This is a genomic window from Streptomyces sp. NPDC087263 (genome assembly GCF_044744645.1).
Classification (GTDB): Bacteria; Actinomycetota; Actinomycetes; order Streptomycetales; family Streptomycetaceae; genus Streptomyces.
In genome coordinates this window covers 867,802-890,910 of record NZ_JBIUYT010000002.1, presented here as the reverse complement: position 1 = coordinate 890,910, position 23,109 = coordinate 867,802, and the positions used below count along the sequence as shown (strand labels likewise).

Annotated in this window: 18 protein-coding genes; 11 read left to right on the top strand and 7 right to left on the bottom strand. The window is 69.7% G+C overall.

Features of this window, described 5'->3' with window-relative positions:
* Positions 1 to 34: 34 nt before the first annotated feature.
* Entirely contained in the window at positions 35 to 1,153 is a 1,119-nt protein-coding gene (locus tag ACIPC1_RS09225) for a hypothetical protein (RefSeq protein WP_402514737.1), read from the bottom strand.
* 134 nt (positions 1,154 to 1,287) lie between these two features.
* Between ACIPC1_RS09225 and ACIPC1_RS09220 the strand changes: the two genes are divergently transcribed.
* Entirely contained in the window at positions 1,288 to 2,442 is a 1,155-nt protein-coding gene (locus ACIPC1_RS09220) for a cystathionine gamma-synthase (protein WP_402514734.1), read from the top strand.
* Positions 2,443 to 2,517: 75 nt separating this feature from the next.
* Here the strand turns inward: ACIPC1_RS09220 and ACIPC1_RS09215 are convergent, their stop codons facing one another.
* From ACIPC1_RS09215 to ACIPC1_RS09205, 3 genes are all read right to left on the bottom strand, one after another.
* The gene (locus tag ACIPC1_RS09215) at positions 2,518 to 2,766 is read right to left on the bottom strand and encodes a hypothetical protein (RefSeq protein WP_402514731.1); all 249 of its coding nucleotides are present in this window, start codon (positions 2,764 to 2,766) and stop codon (positions 2,518 to 2,520) included.
* The gene (locus ACIPC1_RS09210; protein WP_402514728.1) at positions 2,763 to 3,260 is read right to left on the bottom strand and encodes a sigma factor-like helix-turn-helix DNA-binding protein; all 498 of its coding nucleotides are present in this window, start codon (positions 3,258 to 3,260) and stop codon (positions 2,763 to 2,765) included. The genes ACIPC1_RS09215 and ACIPC1_RS09210 overlap by 4 nt, the downstream gene beginning before the upstream one ends.
* Before the next feature lie 339 nt (positions 3,261 to 3,599).
* Positions 3,600 to 4,106, bottom strand: a complete 507-nt coding sequence (locus ACIPC1_RS09205; RefSeq protein ID WP_402514889.1) for a MarR family winged helix-turn-helix transcriptional regulator — start codon at positions 4,104 to 4,106, stop codon at positions 3,600 to 3,602.
* 163 nt (positions 4,107 to 4,269) lie between these two features.
* On the opposite strand from ACIPC1_RS09205, the gene ilvA reads away from it, so the two are divergent.
* From ilvA to ACIPC1_RS09190, 3 genes are all read left to right on the top strand, one after another.
* Positions 4,270 to 5,520: a threonine ammonia-lyase gene (gene ilvA / locus ACIPC1_RS09200; RefSeq protein ID WP_384386204.1), complete on the top strand. Its 1,251-nt coding sequence runs from the start codon at positions 4,270 to 4,272 to the stop codon at positions 5,518 to 5,520.
* Between the two features lie 217 nt (positions 5,521 to 5,737).
* On the top strand, positions 5,738 to 6,763 hold the full coding sequence (locus tag ACIPC1_RS09195) for an ATP-binding cassette domain-containing protein (protein ID WP_402514725.1): 1,026 nt from the start codon (positions 5,738 to 5,740) through the stop codon (positions 6,761 to 6,763).
* Positions 6,760 to 7,617 (top strand): ABC transporter permease, encoded by an 858-nt coding sequence (locus ACIPC1_RS09190; protein WP_402514723.1) that lies wholly within the window; start codon positions 6,760 to 6,762, stop codon positions 7,615 to 7,617. The genes ACIPC1_RS09195 and ACIPC1_RS09190 overlap by 4 nt, the downstream gene beginning before the upstream one ends.
* Positions 7,618 to 7,817: 200 nt before the next feature.
* Here ACIPC1_RS09190 and greA read toward each other — a convergent pair whose 3' ends face one another.
* Together greA and ACIPC1_RS09180 are read right to left on the bottom strand one after the other, a co-directional pair.
* Complete coding sequence (gene greA / locus ACIPC1_RS09185; protein ID WP_402514721.1) at positions 7,818 to 8,315, bottom strand: transcription elongation factor GreA; 498 nt, start codon at positions 8,313 to 8,315, stop codon at positions 7,818 to 7,820.
* A gap of 168 nt (positions 8,316 to 8,483) precedes the next feature.
* Positions 8,484 to 8,882 (bottom strand): DUF4307 domain-containing protein, encoded by a 399-nt coding sequence (locus tag ACIPC1_RS09180; protein ID WP_402514718.1) that lies wholly within the window; start codon positions 8,880 to 8,882, stop codon positions 8,484 to 8,486.
* Between the two features lie 161 nt (positions 8,883 to 9,043).
* Between ACIPC1_RS09180 and mca the strand changes: the two genes are divergently transcribed.
* Positions 9,044 to 9,925 carry a mycothiol conjugate amidase Mca gene (gene mca / locus ACIPC1_RS09175; RefSeq protein ID WP_402514715.1) on the top strand — a complete coding sequence of 294 codons (882 nt, stop codon included), beginning with the start codon at positions 9,044 to 9,046 and terminating at the stop codon, positions 9,923 to 9,925.
* A gap of 1 nt (position 9,926) precedes the next feature.
* The gene (locus ACIPC1_RS09170) at positions 9,927 to 10,250 is read left to right on the top strand and encodes a hypothetical protein (RefSeq protein ID WP_402514712.1); all 324 of its coding nucleotides are present in this window, start codon (positions 9,927 to 9,929) and stop codon (positions 10,248 to 10,250) included.
* Between the two features lie 381 nt (positions 10,251 to 10,631).
* Here ACIPC1_RS09170 and ACIPC1_RS09165 read toward each other — a convergent pair whose 3' ends face one another.
* On the bottom strand, positions 10,632 to 13,844 hold the full coding sequence (locus ACIPC1_RS09165; protein ID WP_402514710.1) for a tetratricopeptide repeat protein: 3,213 nt from the start codon (positions 13,842 to 13,844) through the stop codon (positions 10,632 to 10,634).
* Between the two features lie 161 nt (positions 13,845 to 14,005).
* Between ACIPC1_RS09165 and ACIPC1_RS09160 the strand changes: the two genes are divergently transcribed.
* The 5 genes from ACIPC1_RS09160 to ACIPC1_RS09140 all read left to right on the top strand — a co-directional run bounded on the left by ACIPC1_RS09160 (position 14,006) and on the right by ACIPC1_RS09140 (position 23,023).
* A complete protein-coding gene (locus ACIPC1_RS09160) occupies positions 14,006 to 16,045 on the top strand; it encodes a thioredoxin domain-containing protein (RefSeq protein WP_402514708.1) in 2,040 nt (679 codons plus the stop codon).
* A 203-nt stretch (positions 16,046 to 16,248) separates the two neighbouring features.
* Positions 16,249 to 17,502: a glycosyltransferase gene (locus ACIPC1_RS09155; RefSeq protein ID WP_402514705.1), complete on the top strand. Its 1,254-nt coding sequence runs from the start codon at positions 16,249 to 16,251 to the stop codon at positions 17,500 to 17,502.
* 108 nt (positions 17,503 to 17,610) lie between these two features.
* Complete coding sequence (locus tag ACIPC1_RS09150; RefSeq protein WP_402514703.1) at positions 17,611 to 19,278, top strand: ArnT family glycosyltransferase; 1,668 nt, start codon at positions 17,611 to 17,613, stop codon at positions 19,276 to 19,278.
* The gene (locus tag ACIPC1_RS09145) at positions 19,275 to 20,612 is read left to right on the top strand and encodes a glycosyltransferase (RefSeq protein ID WP_402514700.1); all 1,338 of its coding nucleotides are present in this window, start codon (positions 19,275 to 19,277) and stop codon (positions 20,610 to 20,612) included. The genes ACIPC1_RS09150 and ACIPC1_RS09145 overlap by 4 nt, the downstream gene beginning before the upstream one ends.
* A 143-nt stretch (positions 20,613 to 20,755) precedes the next feature.
* A complete protein-coding gene (locus ACIPC1_RS09140) occupies positions 20,756 to 23,023 on the top strand; it encodes a galactose oxidase-like domain-containing protein (protein WP_402514886.1) in 2,268 nt (755 codons plus the stop codon).
* The last annotated feature ends 86 nt before the right edge of the window (positions 23,024 to 23,109 follow it).

Below are 23,109 nucleotides of genomic sequence, written 5' to 3'. Positions count from 1 at the left end.
TTTCGGCCGCCGCACACTGTGTCGGCCTGCGGTCTCAGTGCGGCAGCGTCGCCGGGCTCCCCCCGTTCGCCTCGTACCCCGCCACCGCCAGGGCCCGGTACACCGCGTAGTCCGCCGCAGGGTCGGACGTGAGGGTCCAGGGCAGGGCGCCGACGTGGCCGTCGATGTGCACCAGTTGGTTCATGGCCTCCGCCCAGCGCTCGCCGCGGACGAGGAAGAAGACCAGGAGGTGGCGGACGTGGGCGAGCATCGGGTCGTCGGGGCGGGCCGCGTGCACCGCGTAGAGGGCGCCGTGGACGGCCTTTGTCACGACCTCGCTCTGGTAGAAGCTGCGGATCAGATTGACCTCGGGGAGGTGCTCGAAGACCGCGAAGAGGGGCATGGCGGCCAGCAAGGACCCTTGTGGGGCGCGCGCTGCCGCCGCCTCCGCGAACGAGTACGACATCTCGCGCGAGCCGTGCCACTTCTCGCACCAGTAGTGCAGGGCCGCGAGATGCGCTCCCATGTGGGCGGGCGCGCGGTCCAGGATCTTCAGCCAGAGCTTCTCGAACTCCGGCTGGGAGTAGGCGAGTCCGCGGGCCACCGACAGCTCGATGATGTACGGGATCGGGTCACCGGGGGACAGCAGCGCGGCCTCGTCGCACGCCGACCTCGCCTCCTCCATGATGATCCGGAACTCGTCCGTCCCCGGCGTCGACGTACGCCACGCCTGCTGCACCAGGAACTCCGCGTGCACCGCCGCGCCGCCCGCGTCCTTGGGCTTCTCGGCCCGCCACACCCGCAGCCACTGCCCGCCGGGAGTCTCGCTGACTCCACCGGGGCGCTGCCGCAGCTCCAGCGACGCGGCGCCCGCGAAGGCCTGCACCCGCTGCCAGCGCCGCTCACCCTCTGTCTCCGTGCCCGCGAGCAGCTGTGAGGCGGAGCGGTAGTCCTGCGTGCGCTGCACCAGGTCCAGCACGTCCAGCAGGTCCCGGTCGGGGCCCGGCATGCGGATGTCCAGCTCCTCCTGGAGCAGGAACCCGTAGTTCGCCGGGTCCGCGGCGTCCGGGTCGCCCGGCGAGACCAGCTGTATACCGGCACGCCTGCGCCTCAACACCGGCAGCAGGACCAGACTGAACATGGCCAGCGCCATCAGGACCCAGAGAATCTCCATGCCTCAAGCGAACCAGACGGGTCGGACAATTGGCCAACTCGGTCGACGTACCGGCGGTCCGGAAAGCCGCTCGCCCCTCCGCTCCACCGGGACGGGACGCCATAAGCCCCGCGAGCGCATTACCCTCGGGACGCATGAGCGACAGGCACATCAGTCAGCACTTCGAGACCCTCGCGATCCACGCGGGCAACACCGCCGATCCCCTCACGGGTGCGGTCGTCCCGCCGATCTACCAGGTCTCGACCTACAAGCAGGACGGCGTCGGCGGGCTCCGCGGCGGCTACGAGTACAGCCGCAGCGCCAACCCCACCAGGACCGCCCTGGAAGAGAACCTCGCCGCCCTGGAGGGCGGTCGTCGCGGCCTTGCGTTCGCGTCCGGACTGGCGGCCGAGGACTGCCTGTTGCGTACGCTGCTCAGCCCCGGCGACCACGTGGTGATCCCCAACGACGCGTACGGCGGCACGTTCCGCCTGTTCGCGAAGGTCGTTTCCAAGTGGGGGGTGGAATGGTCGGTCGCCGACACCAGCGACCCCGCGTCCGTGCGGGCGGCCGTCACCCCCAAGACCAAGGTCATCTGGGTGGAGACCCCCTCCAACCCGCTCCTCGGCATCACGGACATCGCCGTCGTCGCGCAGATCGCACGCGACGCGGGCGCCAGGCTGGTCGTCGACAACACCTTCGCGACCCCCTACCTCCAGCAGCCGCTGGCGCTCGGCGCGGACGTCGTCGTGCACTCGCTGACCAAGTACATGGGCGGCCACTCGGACGTCGTCGGCGGCGCGCTGGTCGTCGGTGACCAGACGCTGGGCGAGGAGCTGGCGTACCACCAGAACGCGATGGGTGCGGTCGCCGGGCCCTTCGACTCCTGGCTGGTACTGCGCGGCGCCAAGACGCTCCCCGTCCGCATGGACCGGCACAGCGAGAACGCCGGCAAAGTCGCCGAGATGCTCACCCGGAACGCGCGCGTGACACGTGTTCTGTACCCGGGCCTCCCGGAGCACCCCGGTCACGAGATCGCCGCCAAGCAGATGAGGGGTTTCGGCGGCATGGTCTCCTTCCAGGTCGCGGGCGGAGAGGAGGCGGCCGTCGAGGTCTGCAACCGTGCCAAGGTGTTCACGCTCGGCGAGTCCCTGGGCGGTGTCGAGTCCCTGATCGAGCACCCGGGGCGCATGACGCACGCGTCCGTCGCCGGCTCCGCCCTTGAGGTCCCCGCCGACCTCGTACGCCTCTCCGTAGGCATCGAGAACGTCGACGACCTGCTTCAGGACCTTCAGCAGGCGCTCGGCTAGGTCCTGTCGTCGCGAGGCAGACGGGAAGGTGACGACAGGGCCTAGGACCTGGGTCGCCGGCCCGTCGGACCTGGGTCACCAGCCGGTCAGCGGTGGAGTCGTCTCCGACGGCGGCTCCACCCAGGGCTGTGCCATGATCGCCCAGACGACGAACGCGACCGCCGCGGCGAACAGCAGCAGCCACATCAGGCGGCGGGCCGCCGTCCTGCGGCGCAGGATGCGGCCCCCGCGACGTACGACGTCCGCGTGCAGTTCGGGCGGCACCGGGGGCGGCGTCTGCTCCAGCAGCCGGCGTACGGCCGCCTCGCGATCGCGAAGGCTCATGACGGCACCGCTTTCGCCAGGGCCGGGGCCGGGCCACGCGGCGGGTGCAGCAGGGTCGCCATCGCGCGGGCGCAGATCGCCCCTACCCGTTCCGTGGGCAGTCCCAGCAGCGCCGCCGTCTGCTCCTCGGCGACCCCTTCGTACAGCCTGAGGACCACGATCAGCCGCTCCTGGGGCGTCAGGAGGGCCAGCACGCTGTCCGGTGACGGGCGGGCCCGGCCGAGGCTCCCGTGCTGGTGCCAGGCGCCGTGCGCGAAGCGGTCGGCCAGGTGCTGGCGGGCGTGGTCGTACGGGTCCTCGCCGCGCAGGCGGTCCCAGGAGGCGTACGTCTGGGCCAGGGCGGATGTCAGCAGGCGCCGCGCGCGCGGGTTGGCGTTCGCGGGCTCCGCCGTGAGCAGCGTGGCGGCATGCAGCAGCCGCCCTGCCGCGCCCGCGACGAACGCTTCGAACTCCCGGGCCCGGCGGGCGCCTTGGGACGCCTGCCGATCTCGCACCACGCCTCCCGCCCGAGGACGACCCTGAGGGAAACGGGGCCCCGGCCGCGTACGAGATGCCGCACCGCGTATGCCGCACCGCGTATGCCGCACCGCGTACGACAGAGGCCCGATCTCATATGAGACCGGGTGTGGCCTTCCGGTCAAGAGCCCGGCGCACATGCACGCGCGCGTGGGGCACGAAACGATCCACGCGCGCGTGGGGCACGACAACGATCCACGCGCGCGTGGACGGGAGGCCAGCCTCGCGCACGCGCGCGCGTGTACAGGCGCCCGAGGGATTGAGGGATTTACGGATTGAGGGATCTGAACGCCCGACCCGGCCGCTGTCCCGCTCGCTCAGGAAGTCGGCTGCGACTCGTCCACCGGCACGCCCTGGGCGGCCTGGCGGGCCGAGAGCGCGCTGTTGAAGCGCGTCAGGAGCGTGCAGAACGCGTCGCGCTCCTCCGGTGCCCAGTCGTGTGTCAGCTCGGCCATCAACTGACGCCTGGAGGAGCGCACTTCGTCCAGGCGGGACTGGCCGCGCGGCGAGAGCTGAAGCACCACCGCGCGCCCGTCCTCGGGGTGCGACGTGCGCTTGACGAGTCCGGTGTCGACCAGCGGGGCCACCTGCCGGGTGACTGTCGAGGAGTCGATCCCCATGCTCGCGGCGAGCGCCTTGACGCCCATCGGGCCTTCCTTGTCGAGGCGGTTGAGCAGCAGGTAGGCGGCGCGGTCCATGGAGTTCCGCACCTGCCCCACTCCGCCGAGCCGGGTCTGTTCGGCACGGCGCGCGAATACCGCGACCTCGTGCTGCAGTGTGTCGAGGAGACCGGTGTCACCGACGGTCGTCATGTCCATCGACATCTCTGGTGTTGTGGGCATGGCCGGGGGCTCAATTCATGCGTGGGAGCTGGGTTGGGGGACAGGGTACGCGGCCGGGGGGCGGGCCGTACCGACGCTGCGTAAACCAGTCTCGGAGCGTGGTCACACCGGGAGGAGGCCCGTGTGAACTGCGAGACTGGTCGTCATGAGCTACAGCACGGCTGACCCCTTGCCCAGCGTGACTCTCGACGACGTACGCGGTGCGCAGAAGATGCTCACCGGTGTGGCGCGGATGACCGCGATGGAGGGCAGCAGGTATCTGTCCCAGCTGGTGGGCGCGCCCGTGCACCTCAAGTGCGAGAACCTCCAGCGCACGGGCTCGTTCAAACTGCGTGGCGCGTACGTGCGGATCGCGGGTCTGCTTCCCGAGGAGCGCGCCGCGGGTGTCGTCGCCGCGAGTGCCGGAAACCACGCCCAGGGTGTCGCGCTGGCCTCCTCGCTCCTCGGTGTGCGGTCCACGGTCTTCATGCCCACCGGGGCGCCGCTGCCGAAGATCGCGGCCACGCGCGACTACGGCGCCGAGGTGCGACTGCACGGGCAGGTGGTGGACGAGACGCTGGCCGCCGCGCAGGAGTACGCGGAGCGGACAGGGGCCGTGTTCATCCACCCCTTCGACCACCCGGACATCATCGCGGGGCAGGGCACGGTCGGCCTGGAGATCCTGGAACAGTGCCCCGAGGTGCGCACGATCGTCGTCGGGATCGGCGGCGGAGGCCTCGCCGCGGGCATCGCGATCGCGGTGAAGGCGCTGCGCCCCGACGTGCGGATCGTCGGCGTGCAGGCGGCGGGCGCGGCCGCGTATCCGCCCTCGCTGGCGGCCGGACGCCCGCTGTCGATAGAGAACCCGGCGACGATGGCCGACGGCATCAAGGTCGGGCGGCCGGGCGATGTGCCGTTCCGGATCATCGGCGACCTGGTGGACGAGGTCGTCACGGTGACCGAGAACCATCTGTCCAGCGCGCTGCTGCTCTGCCTGGAGCGGGCCAAGCTGGTCGTCGAACCGGCGGGCGCCAGCCCTGTCGCCGCGCTGCTGGCCGATCCGGGCGCCTTCGAGGGCCCGGTCGTGGCGCTGCTCTCGGGCGGCAATGTGGACCCGCTGCTGATGCAGCGCATCCTGCGGCACGGCATGGCGGCGAGCGGCCGCTACCTGGCGGTCACCCTGCGTCTGACGGACCGTCCCGGCGCCCTGGCCACTCTTCTCGGGGTGTTGTCAGTGGCCGACGCTAACGTCCTCGATGTGAGCCACGTACGGACCGATCCCCGGCTCGGGCTCACGGAGGTGGAGGTCGAGCTGCACCTGGAGACGAAGGGGCCCGAGCACTGCGCCGAGGTGCACCAGGCGCTGCGCGGGGCCGGTTACACGGTCATCGAGCTGAGGCCCGCTGCGGTCCGCTGAGCGCATCTGCGGGTATCTCTCCAGGTCAGGGCCATTGTCAGAGCGAGGTGGAAAAATCCGTTGAGTAACGCGATACATCGCGTTACTGTGTGTCTCTCGCCACACATGCCACCACAGGTCTGTCCGGGCGGTCCAACCCTTTTTGAACGCCGGCGGGACAAAACAGCAAAAGGCAAGCCCTTTCCTAGTAATTCCCCGACCACTTGGGAGACCCCACATGCCAGGCGCCATCTATGCCGAAGGCCTGGTGAAGACCTTCGGCGACGTAAGGGCTCTGGACGGCGTCGATCTCGATGTCCCGGAGGGCACCGTGCTGGGCCTGCTCGGGCCGAACGGCGCGGGCAAGACGACCGCCGTCCGCTGTCTGACGACCCTGTTGCGCCCCGACAGCGGCAAGGCGGTCGTCGCGGGCATCGACGTGCTCAAGAACCCCGACGCGGTGCGCCGCCGGGTCGGCCTGTCCGGCCAGTTCGCCGCGGTCGACGAGTATCTGACCGGCCGCGAGAACCTCCAGATGGTCGGCCAGCTCTACCAGATGAAGGCGAAGGCCGCGAAGGTCCGGGCGGAAGAGCTGCTGGAGCAGTTCAACCTCACTGACGCCGCCGACCGCACCGCGAAGACGTACTCGGGCGGTATGCGCCGTCGGCTCGACCTGGCGGCCGCGCTGGTCGTCTCGCCTCCGGTGATGTTCATGGACGAGCCGACGACCGGTCTCGACCCGCGCAACCGCCAGCAGCTGTGGGAGGTCATCAAGCAGCTGGTCTCCGACGGTACGACGCTGCTGCTGACCACCCAGTATCTGGAAGAGGCCGACCACCTCGCGCACGACATCTGCGTGGTCGACCACGGCCGCGTCATCGCCCGCGGCACCGCCGACCAGCTCAAGGCGCAGACCGGCGGCGAGCGCGTCGAGGTGGTCGTGCACGAGCGCGAGCACATCGAGACGGCGTCCGAGGTGCTGCGCGGCTTCGGCAAGGGCGAGACCACGGTCGAGGAGCACACCCGCAAGCTCACGGTGCCCGTCACCGGCGGCGCGAAGCTCCTCGCCGAGGTCATCCGCGAGCTGGACACCCGCGGCATCGAGATCGACGACATCGGCCTGCGCCGCCCCACCCTGGACGACGTCTTCATCTCCCTCACGGGCCACCTGGCCGAGGAGAAGGAAGAGGGCGACGCGGCGGCCGACAGCAAGGGCGACAAGGCCACCAAGGGCCGCAAGCGCAAGAAGGAGGACGCGAAGTGAGTGCCGTCACCGACGCCGTGCAGGTCACGGCGCCCACCAACCCCGTCGGTCAGTCCATCCGCGACTCGCTGGTCATCGCCCGACGCAACCTGATCAGAATGTCCAGGATCCCCGAGGTGGTGATCTTCGGGCTGATCCAGCCGATCATGTTCGTGGTGCTGTTCAGCTATGTCTTCGGCGGCTCCATGCAGATCGGCGGCAGCACCAGCTCCACCGACTACCGGAACTTCCTGATGGCCGGCATCTTCGCGCAGACCGTCACCTTCGCCACCGCGGGCGCAGGTGCGGGCATCGCCGAGGACATGCACAAGGGCCTCATCGACCGCTTCCGCTCGCTGCCCATGGCGCGTGGCGCGGTGCTGACCGGGCGCACGCTCGCCGACCTCGTGCAGACCGCGTTCACCCTGCTGGTCCTGGCGATCGTCGCCCTGCTGGTCGGCTGGCGGGTCGGGTCGGACACCGACACCAACGCCGGCAAGGTGCTCGGCGCCTTCGGCCTGCTGCTCCTGGCCGGGTACGCGTTCACCTGGATCGGCGCGCTCATCGGCCTCTCCGTACGCACCCCGGAGGCGGCCACCTCCGGTGGACTCATCTGGCTCTTCCCGGTCACGTTCATCTCGAACGCCTTCGTGGACTCCAGCAACATGACGCCCTGGCTGCGGCACATCGCGGACTGGAACCCGTTCAGCGCCACCGTGCAGGCCTCGCGTGAGCTCTTCGGCAATCCGGGCGTCTCACAGTCGGACGCCTGGCCCATGCAGCACGCGGTCTGGGCCTCGCTGATCTACTCGGTGCTGATCGTCCTGATCTTCAGGACGCTCGCCGTGCGCAAGTACCGGTCGGCCACCGCGTGACCCAGGCATTGACTCGGGCATTGATCCGGGCATTGCTCCAGGCGTGACGATGCCCCCGGCGCGCAGCCGGGGGCATCGTCGGAGTACGTGGGGTGCTGGACGCCGTCCTGGACACGGGTGGGCCCTGGACGTATGGGGTCCCGGACTCCGGGTGGGTCCTCGGGTCGGCCCTGGTAGGGCTCGCCCGGTTGATTCTCGGCTCAGCCCTGGTAGGGCACGGACTTGAGGATCTTCACCGAGGCGAGCTTTCCGTTCGGCAGCTCGTACTGGGCGTCCTCGCCGACCTTCTTGCCGCTCACGCCGGAGCCCAGCGGGGACTGCGGCGAGTACGTCTCGATGTCGGCGCTCGCGTACTCGCGCGATGCCAGCAGGAAGTCCAGGGTGTCGTCCTCGTCGCCGTCGAAGGCGATGGTGACGACCATGCCGGGCGCGACCACACCGTCCGCCGCCGGGGCCTCGCCGACCTTGGCCTTCTCCAGGAGCTGGGTCAGCTGGCGCACACGGAGCTCCTGCTTGCCCTGCTCCTCCTTGGCCGCGTGGTACCCGCCGTTCTCCCGCAGGTCGCCCTCCTCGCGCGCCGCCGCGATCTTGGTGGCGATCTCCGAGCGCGCGGGACCAGACAAATACTCCAGCTCGGCCTTGAGCTGGTTGTACGCCTCCTGGGTCAGCCAGGTGACGTTCTCGCTGGTCTGGGTCACAGGTGCTCCTCGTAGGTACTGGAAATACAAAGCATCGCCCTACCCAGAAGAATGTTCCTTCACAGGTGGGCGAAACCACGAGCCTAACAATTCAGCGGCTGAAGGGGGAGGACATAAGACATCAGAATTACGTCAACGCAGGTCAGCACGTAAGTGCTGGGGGTGATGTCAGTCGTCGTAGCAGCCCAGCAGCTCCGCGGTGGTGCCCTTGGCGGTCGTGCGCAGGGTGAGGACCTTGTCGATGCGGGACGCGTCCTGGTCGAAGCGGAAGTCCGCGCGGCCCACCTCGGCGCCGTCCGCGGCCTGTGAGCGCAGCGTGCAGTAGCCGTGGGCGTCCGCGTCCTTGCGTACTTCCAGGTGCACCTCGACCTCGGTGTCCGAGGCGCTGAACGTGATCACCTCGGCGCTGATCTTGGTCCCGGCGATGTGGTCGTACCCGTACCAGCCGATGAGCACGAGCAGGATCCCGCCCAGCACACCGCCGACGACCTTGAGTTTCCGGTCGGCGCGCTCGTCCGCGGAGCGGCCGTACCGGCCCTCGGGCAGCTGCGTGCTCGCCGTACTCATGGTCGTCCTCTCGGCGGGGGCGGCGGCATGGGTCCAGGAGGCCCAGGGGCCGGGCCCCGGAATTATTCGCCCCCCGATTCCGTCACTATAGAAGCCGCCCATCGAGCTGATTCACGCCGGGCGCCGACTTGCCGACTGGCCGACTTACTGAGGATTGAGTCTTGACTGACCAGCTGCGACTGATGGCCGTGCACGCCCACCCCGACGACGAGTCGAGCAAGGGCGCCGCCACCATGGCGAAGTACGTGTCCGAGGGGGTGGACGTGCTGGTCGTGACCTGCACGGGCGGCGAGCGCGGCTCCATCCTCAATCCGAAGCTTCAGGGTGACAAGTACATCGAGGAGCACATCCACGAGGTACGCAAGAAGGAGATGGACGAGGCGCGCGAGATCCTCGGCATCAAGCAGGAGTGGCTCGGCTTCGTCGACTCGGGCCTGCCCGAGGGCGACCCGCTGCCGCCGCTCCCCGAGGGCTGCTTCGCGCTGGAGGACGTCGACAAGGCCGCCGGCGAGCTGGTGAGGCAGATCCGCGCCTTCCGTCCGCAGGTGATCACCACGTACGACGAGAACGGCGGTTACCCGCACCCCGACCACATCATGACCCACAAGATCTCGATGGTGGCGTTCGAGGCGGCGGCGGACGCCGAGAAGTACCCGGAGTCGGAGTTCGGTCCGGCGTTCCAGCCGCAGAAGCTCTACTACAACCAGGGCTTCAACCGTCCGCGCACCGAGGCGCTGCACAACGCCCTCCTTGAGCGTGGCATGGAGTCCCCGTACGGGGACTGGCTGAAGCGGTGGTCGGAGTTCGAGCGCGCCGAGCGCACGCTGACCACGCACGTTCCGTGCGCCGAGTTCTACGAGATCCGCGACAAGGCGCTGATCGCGCACGCCACGCAGATCGACCCCGACGGCGGCTGGTTCAAGGTCCCGTTGGACCTCCAGAAGGAGGTCTGGCCGACCGAGGAGTACGAGCTCGTGAAGTCCCTCGTCGATACCTCCCTCCCCGAGGACGACCTCTTTGCGGGCATCCGCGACAATGCCTGACATGAGCGCAAGCCTGGCACTGACGCACCTCGTCCCCCTCGCCAAGGAGGTCGACGAGAACAAGGTCACCCCCGGCGTCCTCGGCTTCATCGTCTTCGCGGCGATGGCCCTGGCGGTGTGGGCACTGATGAAGTCCATGAACCGGCACATGGGGAAGGTCAACGACACCTTCGAAGCGGGTGCCTCCGGCAAGGGGGGCGGGGGTGGCTCCGGGGAGGCGCCCGGCGGCCCGGACGCCTCAGCCGGGGAAACCTCGCCCGCGAAGACCTCGCCCGCGAAGACCTCACCCGCGAAGGCCTCACCTGCGAAGGCCGAGAAGGGCTGATCTGACCGGCGCAGGCCGGGAGACGTGACCCGCGGTGAGCCGCCACGCCTCCCTGTGGCGTGGCCGGTGAGCGCCGGCGGTGGCTGAGCCGTCAGCGGGCGCGGGGGCGCGCGGGGCCGGTGGGTCCGTGCGGTGTTTGTCGGCGCACGGACGTACGACGAGGTGCCCGTCGGCGTGCGCTTCCGGTGCAGCCGTGGTGCCGTACGGAGTCGGTCGGTCGGTCCGGGAGCGGGGGGCTCAGCGGGTCCGTGAGGTGCTTATCGGGCGTACGCCGGTTACGCGCGGTGTTCGGCGGTGAGTCCCGTGTGCCGCGCGGGGCTCGGTGGCGTGAGTCGGAACGGTGCCGGTCTTGTCGGCGTGAGTCGGGTCCCGCCGCCGCCGTCACCCCCGCCCCGCGCCCACCGTCACCCCCATCACATCCCGGGCGTGCCGCTTGGGCACCATCTGTAGGCGCCAGGCCTGCCAGCCGGTTTCGAGGCTTACGCCTCGCTCCAGGAGGAGCTGGTACGCCTCGACGTAGTCGTCGAGTTTTGTGTCCCGGGTCGCGTGGCCGGTGCGGGAGAGGCGGCTGAGTTCCTCCTGGGCGACGGCGGTGCCGATCTCGGAGCCGCCGGGGGCGGCGAAGGGGAGCAGGGTGCAGCGCAGGAAGCGGGCCCAGTCCTCGCCGCGGCGGTCGCCGTAGGAGGTGAAGAGGGTGATGGCCTCGTCGCAGAGTTTCAGCGCCTGTTGGGTACGGGCGTTGCCGCCGTCGACCACGGCCAGCTCCAGGCACGTCCACGCCTCGCCGTGCGCGACGCCGATGCGCTGGAAGTCGGCACGGGCGTCGACGAGGAGCTGGCGGGCGAAGCCGGAGTTGCGCAACGAGCCTGTCTGGCCTGCCCGTTGGTCGCGGGTGACGCGGGCGGAGTGGTGGCGGGCGCAGGCCAGTCCGTACACGTCGCGCATGCGGGAGAACATCGTGCGGGAGTGCTCCAGTTCGCGCACCGCCTGGTCCAGGTTGCCGGTCTCCTCCAGGGCCTGGCCCAGGTAGTACAGCGTCCACGCCTCGCCGCGCGCGTCCTCGTTGTCGCGGTGCCGGGAGGCCGCCTGGCGCAGGCCGTCGACCGCGGGGGACGGGTCGCCGGCGACGAGGCGGGCGCGGGCCAGCTGGGTCAGCGCCCAGGCCTCGCCGCGGGGGTCGCGGGTGCGGCCGTACAGGTCGAGGGCCTCGCGCAGCTCGCGTTCCGCGCGCGGTACGTCGCCCATCCGCAGGCCCAGTTGGCCGAGGTGGAAGTGCGCCCAGGCCTCGCCGTGCACGGACTCGCTCTCGCGGTGCAGGACCAGGGCCTGGGTGAGCAGGTCCTGGGCCACGGCGAGCCGGGAGCGGTCGCGCTCCACGCCGGCCAGCGCGTGCATCGTCCAGGCGCGGTCCCCCGCCAGCTCGGGAGAGGCCTGGAGGTCCATGGCCTCCTGGAGCTTGGCCGCGGCCTCGGTGAGGTTGCCCTGGTGGTGGAGGGTGATGCCGAGGGAGCACAGGGCCAGGGCGGCGCCCGCGTCGTGGTGGGCCTCGAAGTAGAGGTCGACGACCGAGGAGAGTGTCGTACGGGCCTTGTCCAGCTCGCCCAGCTGGCGGGCCGCGATGCCCGTACGCCACTGGACCGAGCGGACCAGGAGGCCCTGGTCGACGGCCTGCGTCAACTCGCTGATCTCGCCCAGGCGGTAGAGGTCGCCGCGCAGCAGGCAGTAGTCGCAGAGGGCGCCCAGGAGATGGAGTACGGCCGCCTGGTCCACGCCCTCCGCGTTCCGCAGGGCCGCTGTGATGAAGCTCGACTCGTCGTCCAGCCAGCGCAGGGCCGCGTCGAGAGAGGTGAAGCCGTGCGGGCCGAACCGGTCCGCTCGTGTGGACGTCTTGCCGTCGACCAGCCGGATCACGGAGTCCGCGAGCTCCGCGTAGTTCACGATCAGGCGTTCCTGGGCCGCCGTACGCTCGGCCGGTTCCTCCTCGTCCAGGAGGCGGGCCTGCGCGAAGGTGCGGACGAGGTCGTGCAGGCGGTAGCGGCTGCCGCGGACGTGGTCGATGAGGCCCGCCCGGGAGAGCGCGGTCAGATGGCGGGTGGCCTCCGGCTCGTCGGTGGCGAGGAGGGAGGCGGCCGCGACCGCGCCGAGCGAGGCGCGGCCCGCGAGGGCGAGGCGGCGCAGGAGCCGGCGCGCTGTGTCCGTCTGGTCCGTGTAGCGCAGCCACAGGACGCGCTCGACCGGTTCGACCGGGCCGTACGCCGCCAGGTCCGAGGCCAGTTGGCGGGGTGTCCGGGGGCCGAGCGAGGAGCCCGCGATGCGCAGGGCCAGCGGCAGACCGCCGCACAACTCCCTTACGCGCTCGGAGGATTCGGCGTCGTAGGGGCCCGACTTGTCCTGTGCCGCGGCGTTCAGCAGTTCCTCGGCGCCCGCTGCCTCCAGCGCCTCGACCGGGAGCTGGTGCACCCAGGCGGCGAGGTCGGCGGGCAGGTCGAGGGGTTTGCGGGCGGTGACCAGGACCAGGCTGTCCGAGCGCTCGGGGACCAGGATGCGGACCTGTTCGGCGTCACTGGCGTCGTCCAGCACGATCGTCACCGGCAGGCCCGTCAGGTGCTGGTGGTACAGCTCGGTCAGCCGCCTGACCTGCTGGTCCTGCTGGTTCTGCGAGGAACGCTCGCGGAAGAGGAGCTGTTCGCGCGGTGCGCCGAGACGATTCAGCAGATGGAGCAGCGCGTCCCGTGTCGTGAGCGGCGACTCCTCGGGGTTGTCGCCGCGCAGGTCCACCACGCACGCGCCCCGGAACTGGTCCTTCAGGGCGTGTGCCGCCCGGATCGCGAGCGTGCTGCGGCCGGAGCCGGGCACGCCGTACAGCACCACCACCGTCGGCTTCGTCTCCGTGCTCGCGCGCGCCGCGTGCACCCACTGGGCGACCCGCGACAGCTCGGCGCGACGACCCGTGAACGGGCCTTCCAGGTCGGGCAGTTGACCGAAGGACTGCTCCAGAACACTGCGTCGCCGTGCCGCCGCGCTCTTGTCGGTGCGGCGCAGCTGGGGCCCGCCCTGCTTCGTGCCCGTGGAGGCGTTGAGCACGCGCTGCTGGTCGAGGAAGGGCCGGATCCCGCGTACCTCCAAGGCCGTCAGCCACTGCAGACGCAACTGCTCGGCGCCGCCCGGCTGCCCCAGTGCCCCGGCCCGGCGGCTCGCCGCCGGCAGATGCGAGGCCGTCACCTTGACCACGGTGGCCGCCGCGCCCACCACGCCCACCGTCGCCCCCGCACCGAACGCCGTCCCCGCGCCCGTACCGAGCGCCAGGTCCGCCGCGACGGCTGCGACCGCCGCAACGACCGCCACCAGCAAAGGAGTTCCGGCGCCGTCACGGGCGTACCGCTGCCCGAACGTCAGCCGTCCCGCCGCCGCCTCGTCGAGCGCTCCCGTGTACGCCCCGTACTCCTCGGCCGCCGTCTTTCCCATCGCCTCCAGCGCACCCCGGGCCCGCGAAAGAAGCACGCCCCCGTCGGTGCGTCCCCCCGACCGCCGTACCTCTTCCTCCACGGCCCGGGCCAACAGCCGCTCGGCATCCGCCCGGTGGCTGTCCCGCATGTCACGTCCCCCTCCGGCGGCAACATCTGTCGCCGCCAAGTGTCCTGCGTATGGGGCGTCCGCGCGAGGGTGCGCACGGATCATCACGGTGGCTGCGCTGATCCGTGGATCAGCACGGTGCCTGCGCGGCGATGAGGGGTGTGGTGCGCGAGGATGGAGGTATGCCGAACCGACTGGCCCACGAGACGTCCCCCTACCTTCTCCAGCACGCCGACAATCCCGTCGACTGGTGGCCCTGGTCGGCCGAGGCCTTCGACGAGGCGCGCAAGCGGAATGTGCCGGTACTGCTGAGCGTCGGCTATTCCAGCTGCCACTGGTGCCATGTGATGGCTCACGAGTCCTTCGAGGACGAGGCGACGGCCGCGTATCTGAACGAGCACTTCGTGAGTGTCAAGGTCGACCGCGAAGAGCGGCCGGACGTCGACGCCGTCTATATGGAGGCCGTGCAGGCCGCCACCGGTCAGGGCGGCTGGCCCATGACCGTGTTCCTGACCGCCGACGCCGAGCCCTTCTACTTCGGGACCTACTTCCCGCCCACGCCCCGCCACGGCATGCCGGCCTTCCGGCAGGTCCTGGAGGGTGTGCACAGTGCCTGGACCGAGCGGCGCGGTGAGGTGACCGAGGTCGCGGAGAAGATCGTGCGGGATCTCGCCGGGCGGGAGCTGAGTTACGGGGACGCGTCGGTTCCGGGGGAGGAGGAGCTCGCCGGGGCGCTGCTCGGGCTCACCCGGGAGTACGACGCGCAGTACGGCGGATTCGGCGGGGCGCCCAAGTTCCCGTCGTCCATGGTGATCGAGTTCCTGCTGCGGCATCATGCGCGGACCGGATCCGAGGGCGCGCTCCAGATGGCCGCCGACACGGGTGAGCGGATGGCGCGGGGCGGGATCTACGACCAGCTCGGTGGCGGGTTCGCGCGGTACTCCGTCGACCGCGAGTGGGTTGTGCCGCACTTCGAGAAGATGTTGTACGACAACGCGCTGCTGTGCCGGGTGTATGCGCACCTCTGGCGCTCCACCGGTTCCGATCTCGCGCGTCGCGTCGCCCTGGAGACCGCCGACTTCATGGTGCGTGAACTGCGCACGAACGAAGGCGGGTTCGCCTCCGCGCTCGACGCCGACAGCGACGACGGGAACGGGAAGCATGTCGAGGGGGCGTACTACGTGTGGACGCCCGAGCAGTTCGGGGAAGTCCTCGGTGCGGACGCCGAACTCGCCGCCGACTACTTCGGGGTGACCGAGGAGGGCACCTTCGAGGAGGGGGCTTCCGTTCTCCAACTTCCGCAGCACGAAGGTGTCTTCGACGCCGAGAAGATCGACGGGATCCGTGGCAGGTTGCTCGCCGCCCGCGCGGAGCGCCCCGCCCCCGGCCGGGACGACAAGGTCGTCGCCGCCTGGAACGGGCTCGCCGTCGCCGCCCTCGCGGAGACCGGCGCCTACTTCGAACGCCCCGACCTCGTGGAGGCCGCGATCGGCGCCGCCGACCTCCTCGTACGGCTGCACATGGACGACCGGGCGCGGCTGGCCCGTACCAGCAAGGACGGCCAAGTCGGGGCGAACGCAGGAGTGCTGGAGGACTACGCGGATGTCGCCGAGGGGTTCCTGGCGCTGGCGGGGGTCACCGGTGAGGGGGTGTGGCTGGAGTTCGCCGGGTTCCTGCTCGACCATGTGCTCGTACAGTTCACGGACTCCGAGTCGGGCGCCCTGTACGACACGGCCGCCGACGCCGAGCGGCTCATTCGGCGTCCGCAGGATCCCACCGACAACGCGACACCCTCGGGGTGGAACGCGGCGGCCGGCGCGCTGCTCTCGTATGCGGCGCAGACCGGGGCGGAGCCCCATCGGACCGCGGCGGAGCGGGCGTTGGGGGTCGTGAAGGCGCTCGGGCCGCGTGTGCCGCGCTTCGTCGGCTGGGGGCTGGCCGCGGCGGAGGCGCTGCTCGACGGGCCGCGGGAGATCGCCGTGGTGGGTCCGACGGAGGATCCCGCGACCCGGGAACTGCATCGGGCGGCGCTCCTGGGCACCGCGCCGGGCGCCGTCGTCGCCGTCGGCACTGCGGACAGTGACGAACTTCCGCTGCTCGCTGACCGTCCGTTGGTCAACGGTGAGCCCTCCGCTTATGTTTGCCGTAACTTCACCTGCGATGCTCCGACCTCCGATGTTCAGCGGCTGCGCGAGGCCGTGGGAGGCGGAAATGCCGTCTGACATGGGGCTACAGGGACCGTAAACCTCCGACGTAGCGGGATACGTCCGGGTACTTGCCCTTACTCGACGGAGGATTCCGAAACACTCTATTTATCTGATGAGCTTTCCGGCTTCACAGTTCCCCCATAGTCTCTGCACGTTGACGCGGCAGGAGCGAGACTCCCTGTCGCGACAGGGGGCTTTTGGGGATCTGGGGGGATCTGTTGCTCACGTCTGTCTTTATCGCTGCCGTTTCGCTGGCCTTGTTCTGGATGGCAGCCTTCACCTTGTGGTGGCAGATGCACGCGTGGCGTACGCCCGAGGTGCTCGCTTCCACCCGATTCAGCAGTCCCGACGGCGGCGACGGCCTGTCGTTCTCGCTGCTGCTGCCCGCTCGGCACGAGCAGGCCGTACTCGACCACACCATCCAGCGGCTGCTGGAGTCGAGCCACGACGACTTCGAGATCATCGTCATCGTCGGGCACGACGACCCGGAGACCACCGAGGTGGCCCGCAGCGCCGAGGCACGCGACCCGCGCGTCCGGGTCGTCGTCGACCATCATGAGAAGAAGAACAAGCCGAGGGCCATGAACACGGCGTTGCCGCACTGCCGCGGCGATGTCGTCGGAGTCTTCGACGCCGAGGACCAGGTCCACCCGGAGCTCCTCGCCCACGTGGACCACGCGTTCCGTACGACGGGTGCGGACGTCGTCCAGGGCGGCGTACAGCTCATCAACTTCAACTCCAGCTGGTACAGCCTGCGCAACTGCCTGGAGTACTTCTTCTGGTTCAGGTCCAGGCTCCATCTGCACGCGCAGAAGGGGTTCATCCCGCTCGGCGGCAACACCGTCTTCGTACGGACGAACGTGCTCCGGGAGGCGGACGGCTGGGATCCCGACTGCCTCGCCGAGGACTGCGACCTGGGTGTGCGACTGTCCAGCATCGGCAAGAAGGTCGTCGTCGCCTACGACTCCGACATGGTGACCCGGGAGGAGACCCCGAGCACCCTGATGTCGCTGATGAAGCAGCGCACCCGGTGGAACCAGGGCTTCCTTCAGGTCTACCGCAAGAAGGACTGGAAGCAACTTCCGGGATTCGGGCAGCGGTTGCTGGCCCGGTACACCCTCATGACGCCGTACCTCCAGGCGGTCTCCGGCGTGGTCATTCCGCTCAACGTGGCCATCGCGCTCTTCCTGGACGTGCCGGTGGGCGTCGCGTTCATCACGTTCCTGCCGGCCGTGACCGCGCTGGTCACCTTTGTCTTCGAGCTTGTCGGTCTGCACGACTTCGGCAAGCAGTACGGGCTTCGCGTCCGCTTTGTCCACTACCTGAAGCTGATCGTCGGTGGCCCCTTCTACCAGGTGCTGCTGGCCGGCGCCGCCGTTCGTGCCGTCTGGCGCGAGCAACGGGGGCGCAACGACTGGGAGTTGACCAGCCATGTCGGCGCGCACCTTACCGAAGTCGAAGTGGCCCGCTAGTTCGCGAGATCGTCAGTTCAGGAGATCGCCAGTTCGTGAGATCGCGACTTCGCCCGTTCGGTAGTCCGGTAGTCCGGTAGCTCGAGAGTCCCGAGAGGACATTCCCGCGTGACCTCCACCCTTCCCGCGGTGGCCACCTCCACGGTCCCCGCGCAGCGGCCCCCTGCGTCCAAAAACGTCCCCGATCCCCGTCCGCCGCTGCGGTTTCGCAGCTCGCGCCCCGATCTGCTGCTGTGCCTCGCGCTCCTCGTGGCGATCATGCTCGTGCAGGGCTGGAACATCGCCGACTACCCGACCCTCAGCGATGACGAGGGCACCTACCTCGCCCAGGCCTGGGCCGTGCAGGAGGGCACCGGCCTGGCCCACTACACGTACTGGTACGACCACCCGCCGCTCGGGTGGATCCAGATAGCCGCACTGACCTGGATACCCGCCCAGATCAGCCCCGGGCTGATGACGGTCGGCTCGATGCGCGTCGCGATGCTCCTGGTCAGCGCCATCAGCGCGATCCTCGTCTACGTCCTCGCGCGCCGTCTCTCGCTGCCCCGGTGGGCGGCCGGGCTCGCGATGGTGCTCTTCGGGCTCTCGCCGCTGTCGGTGGTCCTCCAGCGCGAGATCTTCCTGGACAACATCGCGGTGATGTGGACGCTGCTCGCGTTCTGCCTCGCGGCCTCCCCGAACCGCCACCTCTGGCACCACTTCGGTGCGGGCATCGCGGCCGCGGCGGCCGTGCTCACCAAGGAGACGATGCTCGTCATCCTGCCCGCGCTCCTGGTCACCATGTGGCGGCACGGCCACCGCGACACCCGGAAGTTCGCGCTCACCGGAGCCATCACCGCCTGCGTCCTGATCGGCCTGTCGTACCCGCTCTTCGCCCTGCTCAAGGGCGAGTTGTTCGCCGGGGCCGGCCATGTCTCGCTCTGGGACGGCATCAAGTACCAGATGAGCCGCCCCGGTTCGGGCTTCATCCTCGACTCGGGTACCGGCTCGTACGGCGTTCTGCAGTCCTGGCTTTACTACGACCGCGTGCTGCCCCTCGGCGGCCTAGCCGGAGCGCTGCTGCTCCTGGTCACCTGGCGCTGGTCGGTGACGGCCCGCGCGCTGGCCGGACCCGCGCTCACCGTGGCGATCCTCGCCCTGGTGGCCATGCGCCCGAGCGGCTATCTGCCCGCGATGTACGTCATCCAGGCCCTGCCGTTCCTCGCGCTCGTCCTCGCCGGCGGCACCGCCAGCGTCGCCCACGCGGTGCTGCGCAGAGGGCGCCGCGAGGACGAGAAGCGGTACGTCCTGTGGGGACGGCGGGTGACGGCGGTCCTGCTCGTGGCGGGCGCCGCCGCCTACGTCGTACCGCGTTGGTACGACGGTAACCGCACCGCCGTCACTCTCGACGCCAACGCCCCCTACCGGGCGGCCTCTTCGTGGCTCAGCACCGAGGTCGACAACCCCGGGAAGACGCGGGTCCTGGTCGACGACGCGCTCTGGCTGGACCTCGTGCACGCCGGCTACAAGCCGGGGCTCGGCGTCATCTGGTTCTACAAGGCGGACCTCGACCCCGCGGTGACCAAGACGATGCCGCACGGCTGGCGCGACATCGACTACGTCGTCGCCTCCCCGACCGTACGGCGCGACGCGGTCGACCTGCCCAACGTCAAGGCCGCGATGGAGCATTCGACGCCCGTCGCCACCTTCGGCAAGGGCGAGGACCGGATCGAGATCCGGCGAATCGAAGGCAGCACGGGCAGTACCACCACAGCGACCGACGGAGGCAGTCGATGAGCAGCTTCGAGAGCACTGTCCCCGATGAACTGGGCGATCCCGCCGTACGCGCCGCGCCCGCGAGTGAGCCGAAGGGGCGCGCCGGTGTCGAGAGTGCGAACGCGCGGAGGCCCGAAGGATTGAGCACGATCGCGCTCTCGACACCGGCTGGAGCGCCCCGGAGACGAACCGAGCCCGAAAGAGCGGTGCCTGAACCCGGCGCCGTCACCATCGTCGTACCGACGTTCAACGAGGCAGCGAACATCGGGGAGTTGCTGCACCAGATCACCGAGTCGGTGCCCGCGCGGCTGCCCTGCGAGGTCGTCTTCGTGGACGACTCCACGGACAACACCCCCGAGGTGATCCGGGAGGCCGCGCAGGACTGCCCGTTCCCCGTCACCGTGCTGCACCGCGCCGAACCCGTGGGCGGGCTCGGCGGCGCGGTCGTCGAGGGACTGAAGGCGGCGACCTCCGACTGGATCGTCGTCATGGACGGCGATCTGCAGCATCCGCCGTCGCTGGTACCGGAGTTGGTCGCCACCGGTGAGCGCTCCTCGGCGGGACTCGTCGTCGCCTCGCGCTACATCAAGGGCGGCAGCCGCGAAGGACTCGCGGGCGGCTACCGCATCGCCGTCTCGCGCGGCGCGACCTGGCTGACCAAGACGCTCTTCCCGCGCAAACTGCACGGCATCAGCGACCCGATGAGCGGCTTCTTCGCGATCCGCCGCAGCGCGGTCACCGCCGATATCCTCCAGCCGCTCGGCTACAAGATCCTCCTCGAACTCGCGGTGCGCAGCCGCCCCCGCGAGGTCACCGAGGTGCCGTTCGTCTTCCAGGACCGGTTCGCGGGCGAGTCCAAGTCGACCGCGCAGGAGGGTTTCCGCTTCCTGCGCCATCTGGTCGGGCTGCGCACCGCCTCGCCCGTCGCGCGCATGGTGGTCTTCGGCCTGATCGGCGCCACCGGCTTCGTACCGAACCTGCTGGGCCTGTACGCCCTCACCGTCATCGGCATGCACTACCTGCCGGCGGAGATCCTCGCCAACCAGCTCGGGGTCGCCTGGAACTTCCTGCTCATCGAGCATCTCCTGTTCCGCGAGCGCCGCAAGCACCGCCACTGGTGGGACCGCGTGGGCCGGTTCGCCCTGATCGCCAACGCCGATCTGGTGCTGCGCATCCCGCTGATCGCCCTGTTCGTGAGCCACTTCGGGATGGGCGCACTCCCCGCCACCGCGCTGGCCCTGGTGACGACCTTCGTCCTGCGTTTCGTCGGAACCGAAGCGCTGGTCTATCTGCCGCGCCGCAGCAATGAGCTCGCGGGCGGGAGCAGCAGCCACACAGCAAGGAGAGCCGCGTGAGACACACCGTACGACCACGGAGGAGAACCTCGCTCCTGGCGATCGCAGGCCTCGCCGCCGGCCTGCTGCTCATCTCGCCGCAGCCCGCCTCCGCCGCCAACCTCGTCACCAACCCGGGCTTCGAGACGGCCGGCACGGACGGCATGCCGTACTGCTGGGAGAAGTCGGGCTGGGGCGACAACGACTTCACCTTCTCCACGGTGGCCGGCGCCCACTCGGGCACCAAGGCCATGAAGGTCGAGCTGACCCGCCGGGTCGACGGTGACCGCAAGGCGCTGATCACCGAGTCCGCCACCTGTGCGCCGCCGGTCACTCCGGGCAAGCAGTACGACCTGGGTCTCTGGTACAAGTCGACGACCCCGGACACCTCGCTCACGCTCTTCCGGCACGACGTGACGGCGGGCTGGCAGTACTGGTCCGACCTGAAGACGCTGGAGATGCAGGGGAGTTGGACCCAGGCCACGGCCCGTACTCCTGCGGTCCCCGCGGGTACCGACCGCATCACCTGGGGCGTCTCCGTCTACGGCACCGGCTCCGCGACCACCGACGACTACACGATGGAACAGGTCGCCGACACGCTCCCGCCGGCCACCTGCACCGGCACCGCCGAGCAGTGCGCCAACGGCAAGTGGGACGTGCTGCCCACGCAGAACCCGGTCCGCTCCATGCACTCCGTCGTCCTCAACAACGGCAAGGTGCTGTTGATCGCGGGCTCCGGCAACAGCGAGGAGCAGTTCAACGCGGGCACGTTCACCAGCGCGGTCTACGACCCGGTGGCCGGCACGTACAAGACGACCCCGACGCCCAAGGACATGTTCTGCTCGGGGCATGTGCAGTTGCAGGACGGGCGCGTGCTCGTGATGAGCGGCAACAAGGCGTTCCCGATCGCGGGCGGGCACGGCTACGAGGGGTACAAGGACTCGTACATCTTCGACCCGGTCACCGAGACGTACAGCAAGACGAACGACATGAACGACGGCCACTGGTATCCGTCGGCGACCGAGCTCGGCAACGGTGACATCATCTCCTTCGGTGGTCTGCGCGAGGACTCCACCGGCTCGGTGACCGCCGAAGTCTGGTCGGACGACGAGCAGAAGTGGCTGGCGCTCTGGCAGGTCAACCAGACCTGGTCGTACTGGGGGCTGTACCCGTCGATGATCCTGATGCAGGACGGCCGCCTCTTCTACTCGGGCAGCCATGTGTTCGGCAACGGCACCCCGGGCACGGGGTCGGCGATCTACGACTACGGCGCGAACACGGTGACGTCGGTCCCGGGGCTCCAGAACAAGGACGAACGCGACCAGTCCGCAAGCGTGTTGCTGCCCCCGGCCCAGGACCAGAAGGTGCTGACGGTCGGCGGCGGCAACATCGACTCGAACCCGGACGCCAACCGGTTGACGGACATCATCGACCTCAAGACCGCCAACCCGTCGTACACCGTCGGCCCGCCGCTGCCGCAGGGCACGGTGGACCTGGGCGCCGGTGCGGTGGCCGAGACGGGCAACCAGGGCAAGATGTACGTCTCCGCCGTACTGCTGCCCGACGGCAAGGTGTTGGAGACGGGCGGCGCCCTGCACAACCGCGCCAACCCGGTGTACGAGTCGTCGATCTTCGACCCGGCGACCTCGACGTTCGACCCGGTGGCGCCCGACCCGGAGGAGCGCGGCTACCACTCCTCCGCGTTCCTGCTGCCCGACGGCCGGGTGATGACGACCGGCGACAACCCGGGTAACGGCACCTGGAACCACGACGTGTCCATCTACACCCCGCCGTACCTCCTCAAGGGCACCCGCCCCACGATCACTTCGGTGATCGACAACGAGTGGGTGTACGGAGACACCCAGCGCATCACCGTCGACCGGCCCATCGCCAAGGCCGAGTTGATCCGCCCTGCCGCGGTGACGCACTCCTCCGACCCGAACCAGCGGTTCGTGGACCTCCCGTTGTCCGTCGACGGCAACAACATCGACCTGAACGTGACGAGCAACCCCAACCTGGCGCCGCCCGGCTGGTACATGCTCTTCGCGGTCGACGCCAACGGGGTGCCGTCGGTGGCCAAGTGGGTGCATCTGCAGGGCCCGTCGGCACTGGCCGCCGAGTCGACCGCCGACGCACACGTCCACTCCTTCGCCGACTCCCTACAGGGCGCGGTCACCGAGCCCGGCAAGAAGCGGACCTCGCAGCCGGTCAGCCCGACGATCTCCGGGTGCGACCGGCACTACGGCTCGATCAACGTGTGCGTGCCGACCGTCTTCCCCGACGAGGTGAAGAACACCACGGCCGCACGCTGCGCCTGGCTGAAGACGAACGACTACGGGCGCCTGAAGATCAACGGAAAGGACGATCCCCTGAAGCTCGACCCGAGCAAGGACGGGGTGGCCTGCGGGGCGAAGGACCTGAAGAAGCGGTAGATACCTGAGCGGGCGTCAGTTCCACTCCGTGGTTGCCCTTGTCGGCTCCGAACTCTGTGGGGGCGCGCCCGTGTCGGGCGCGCCCC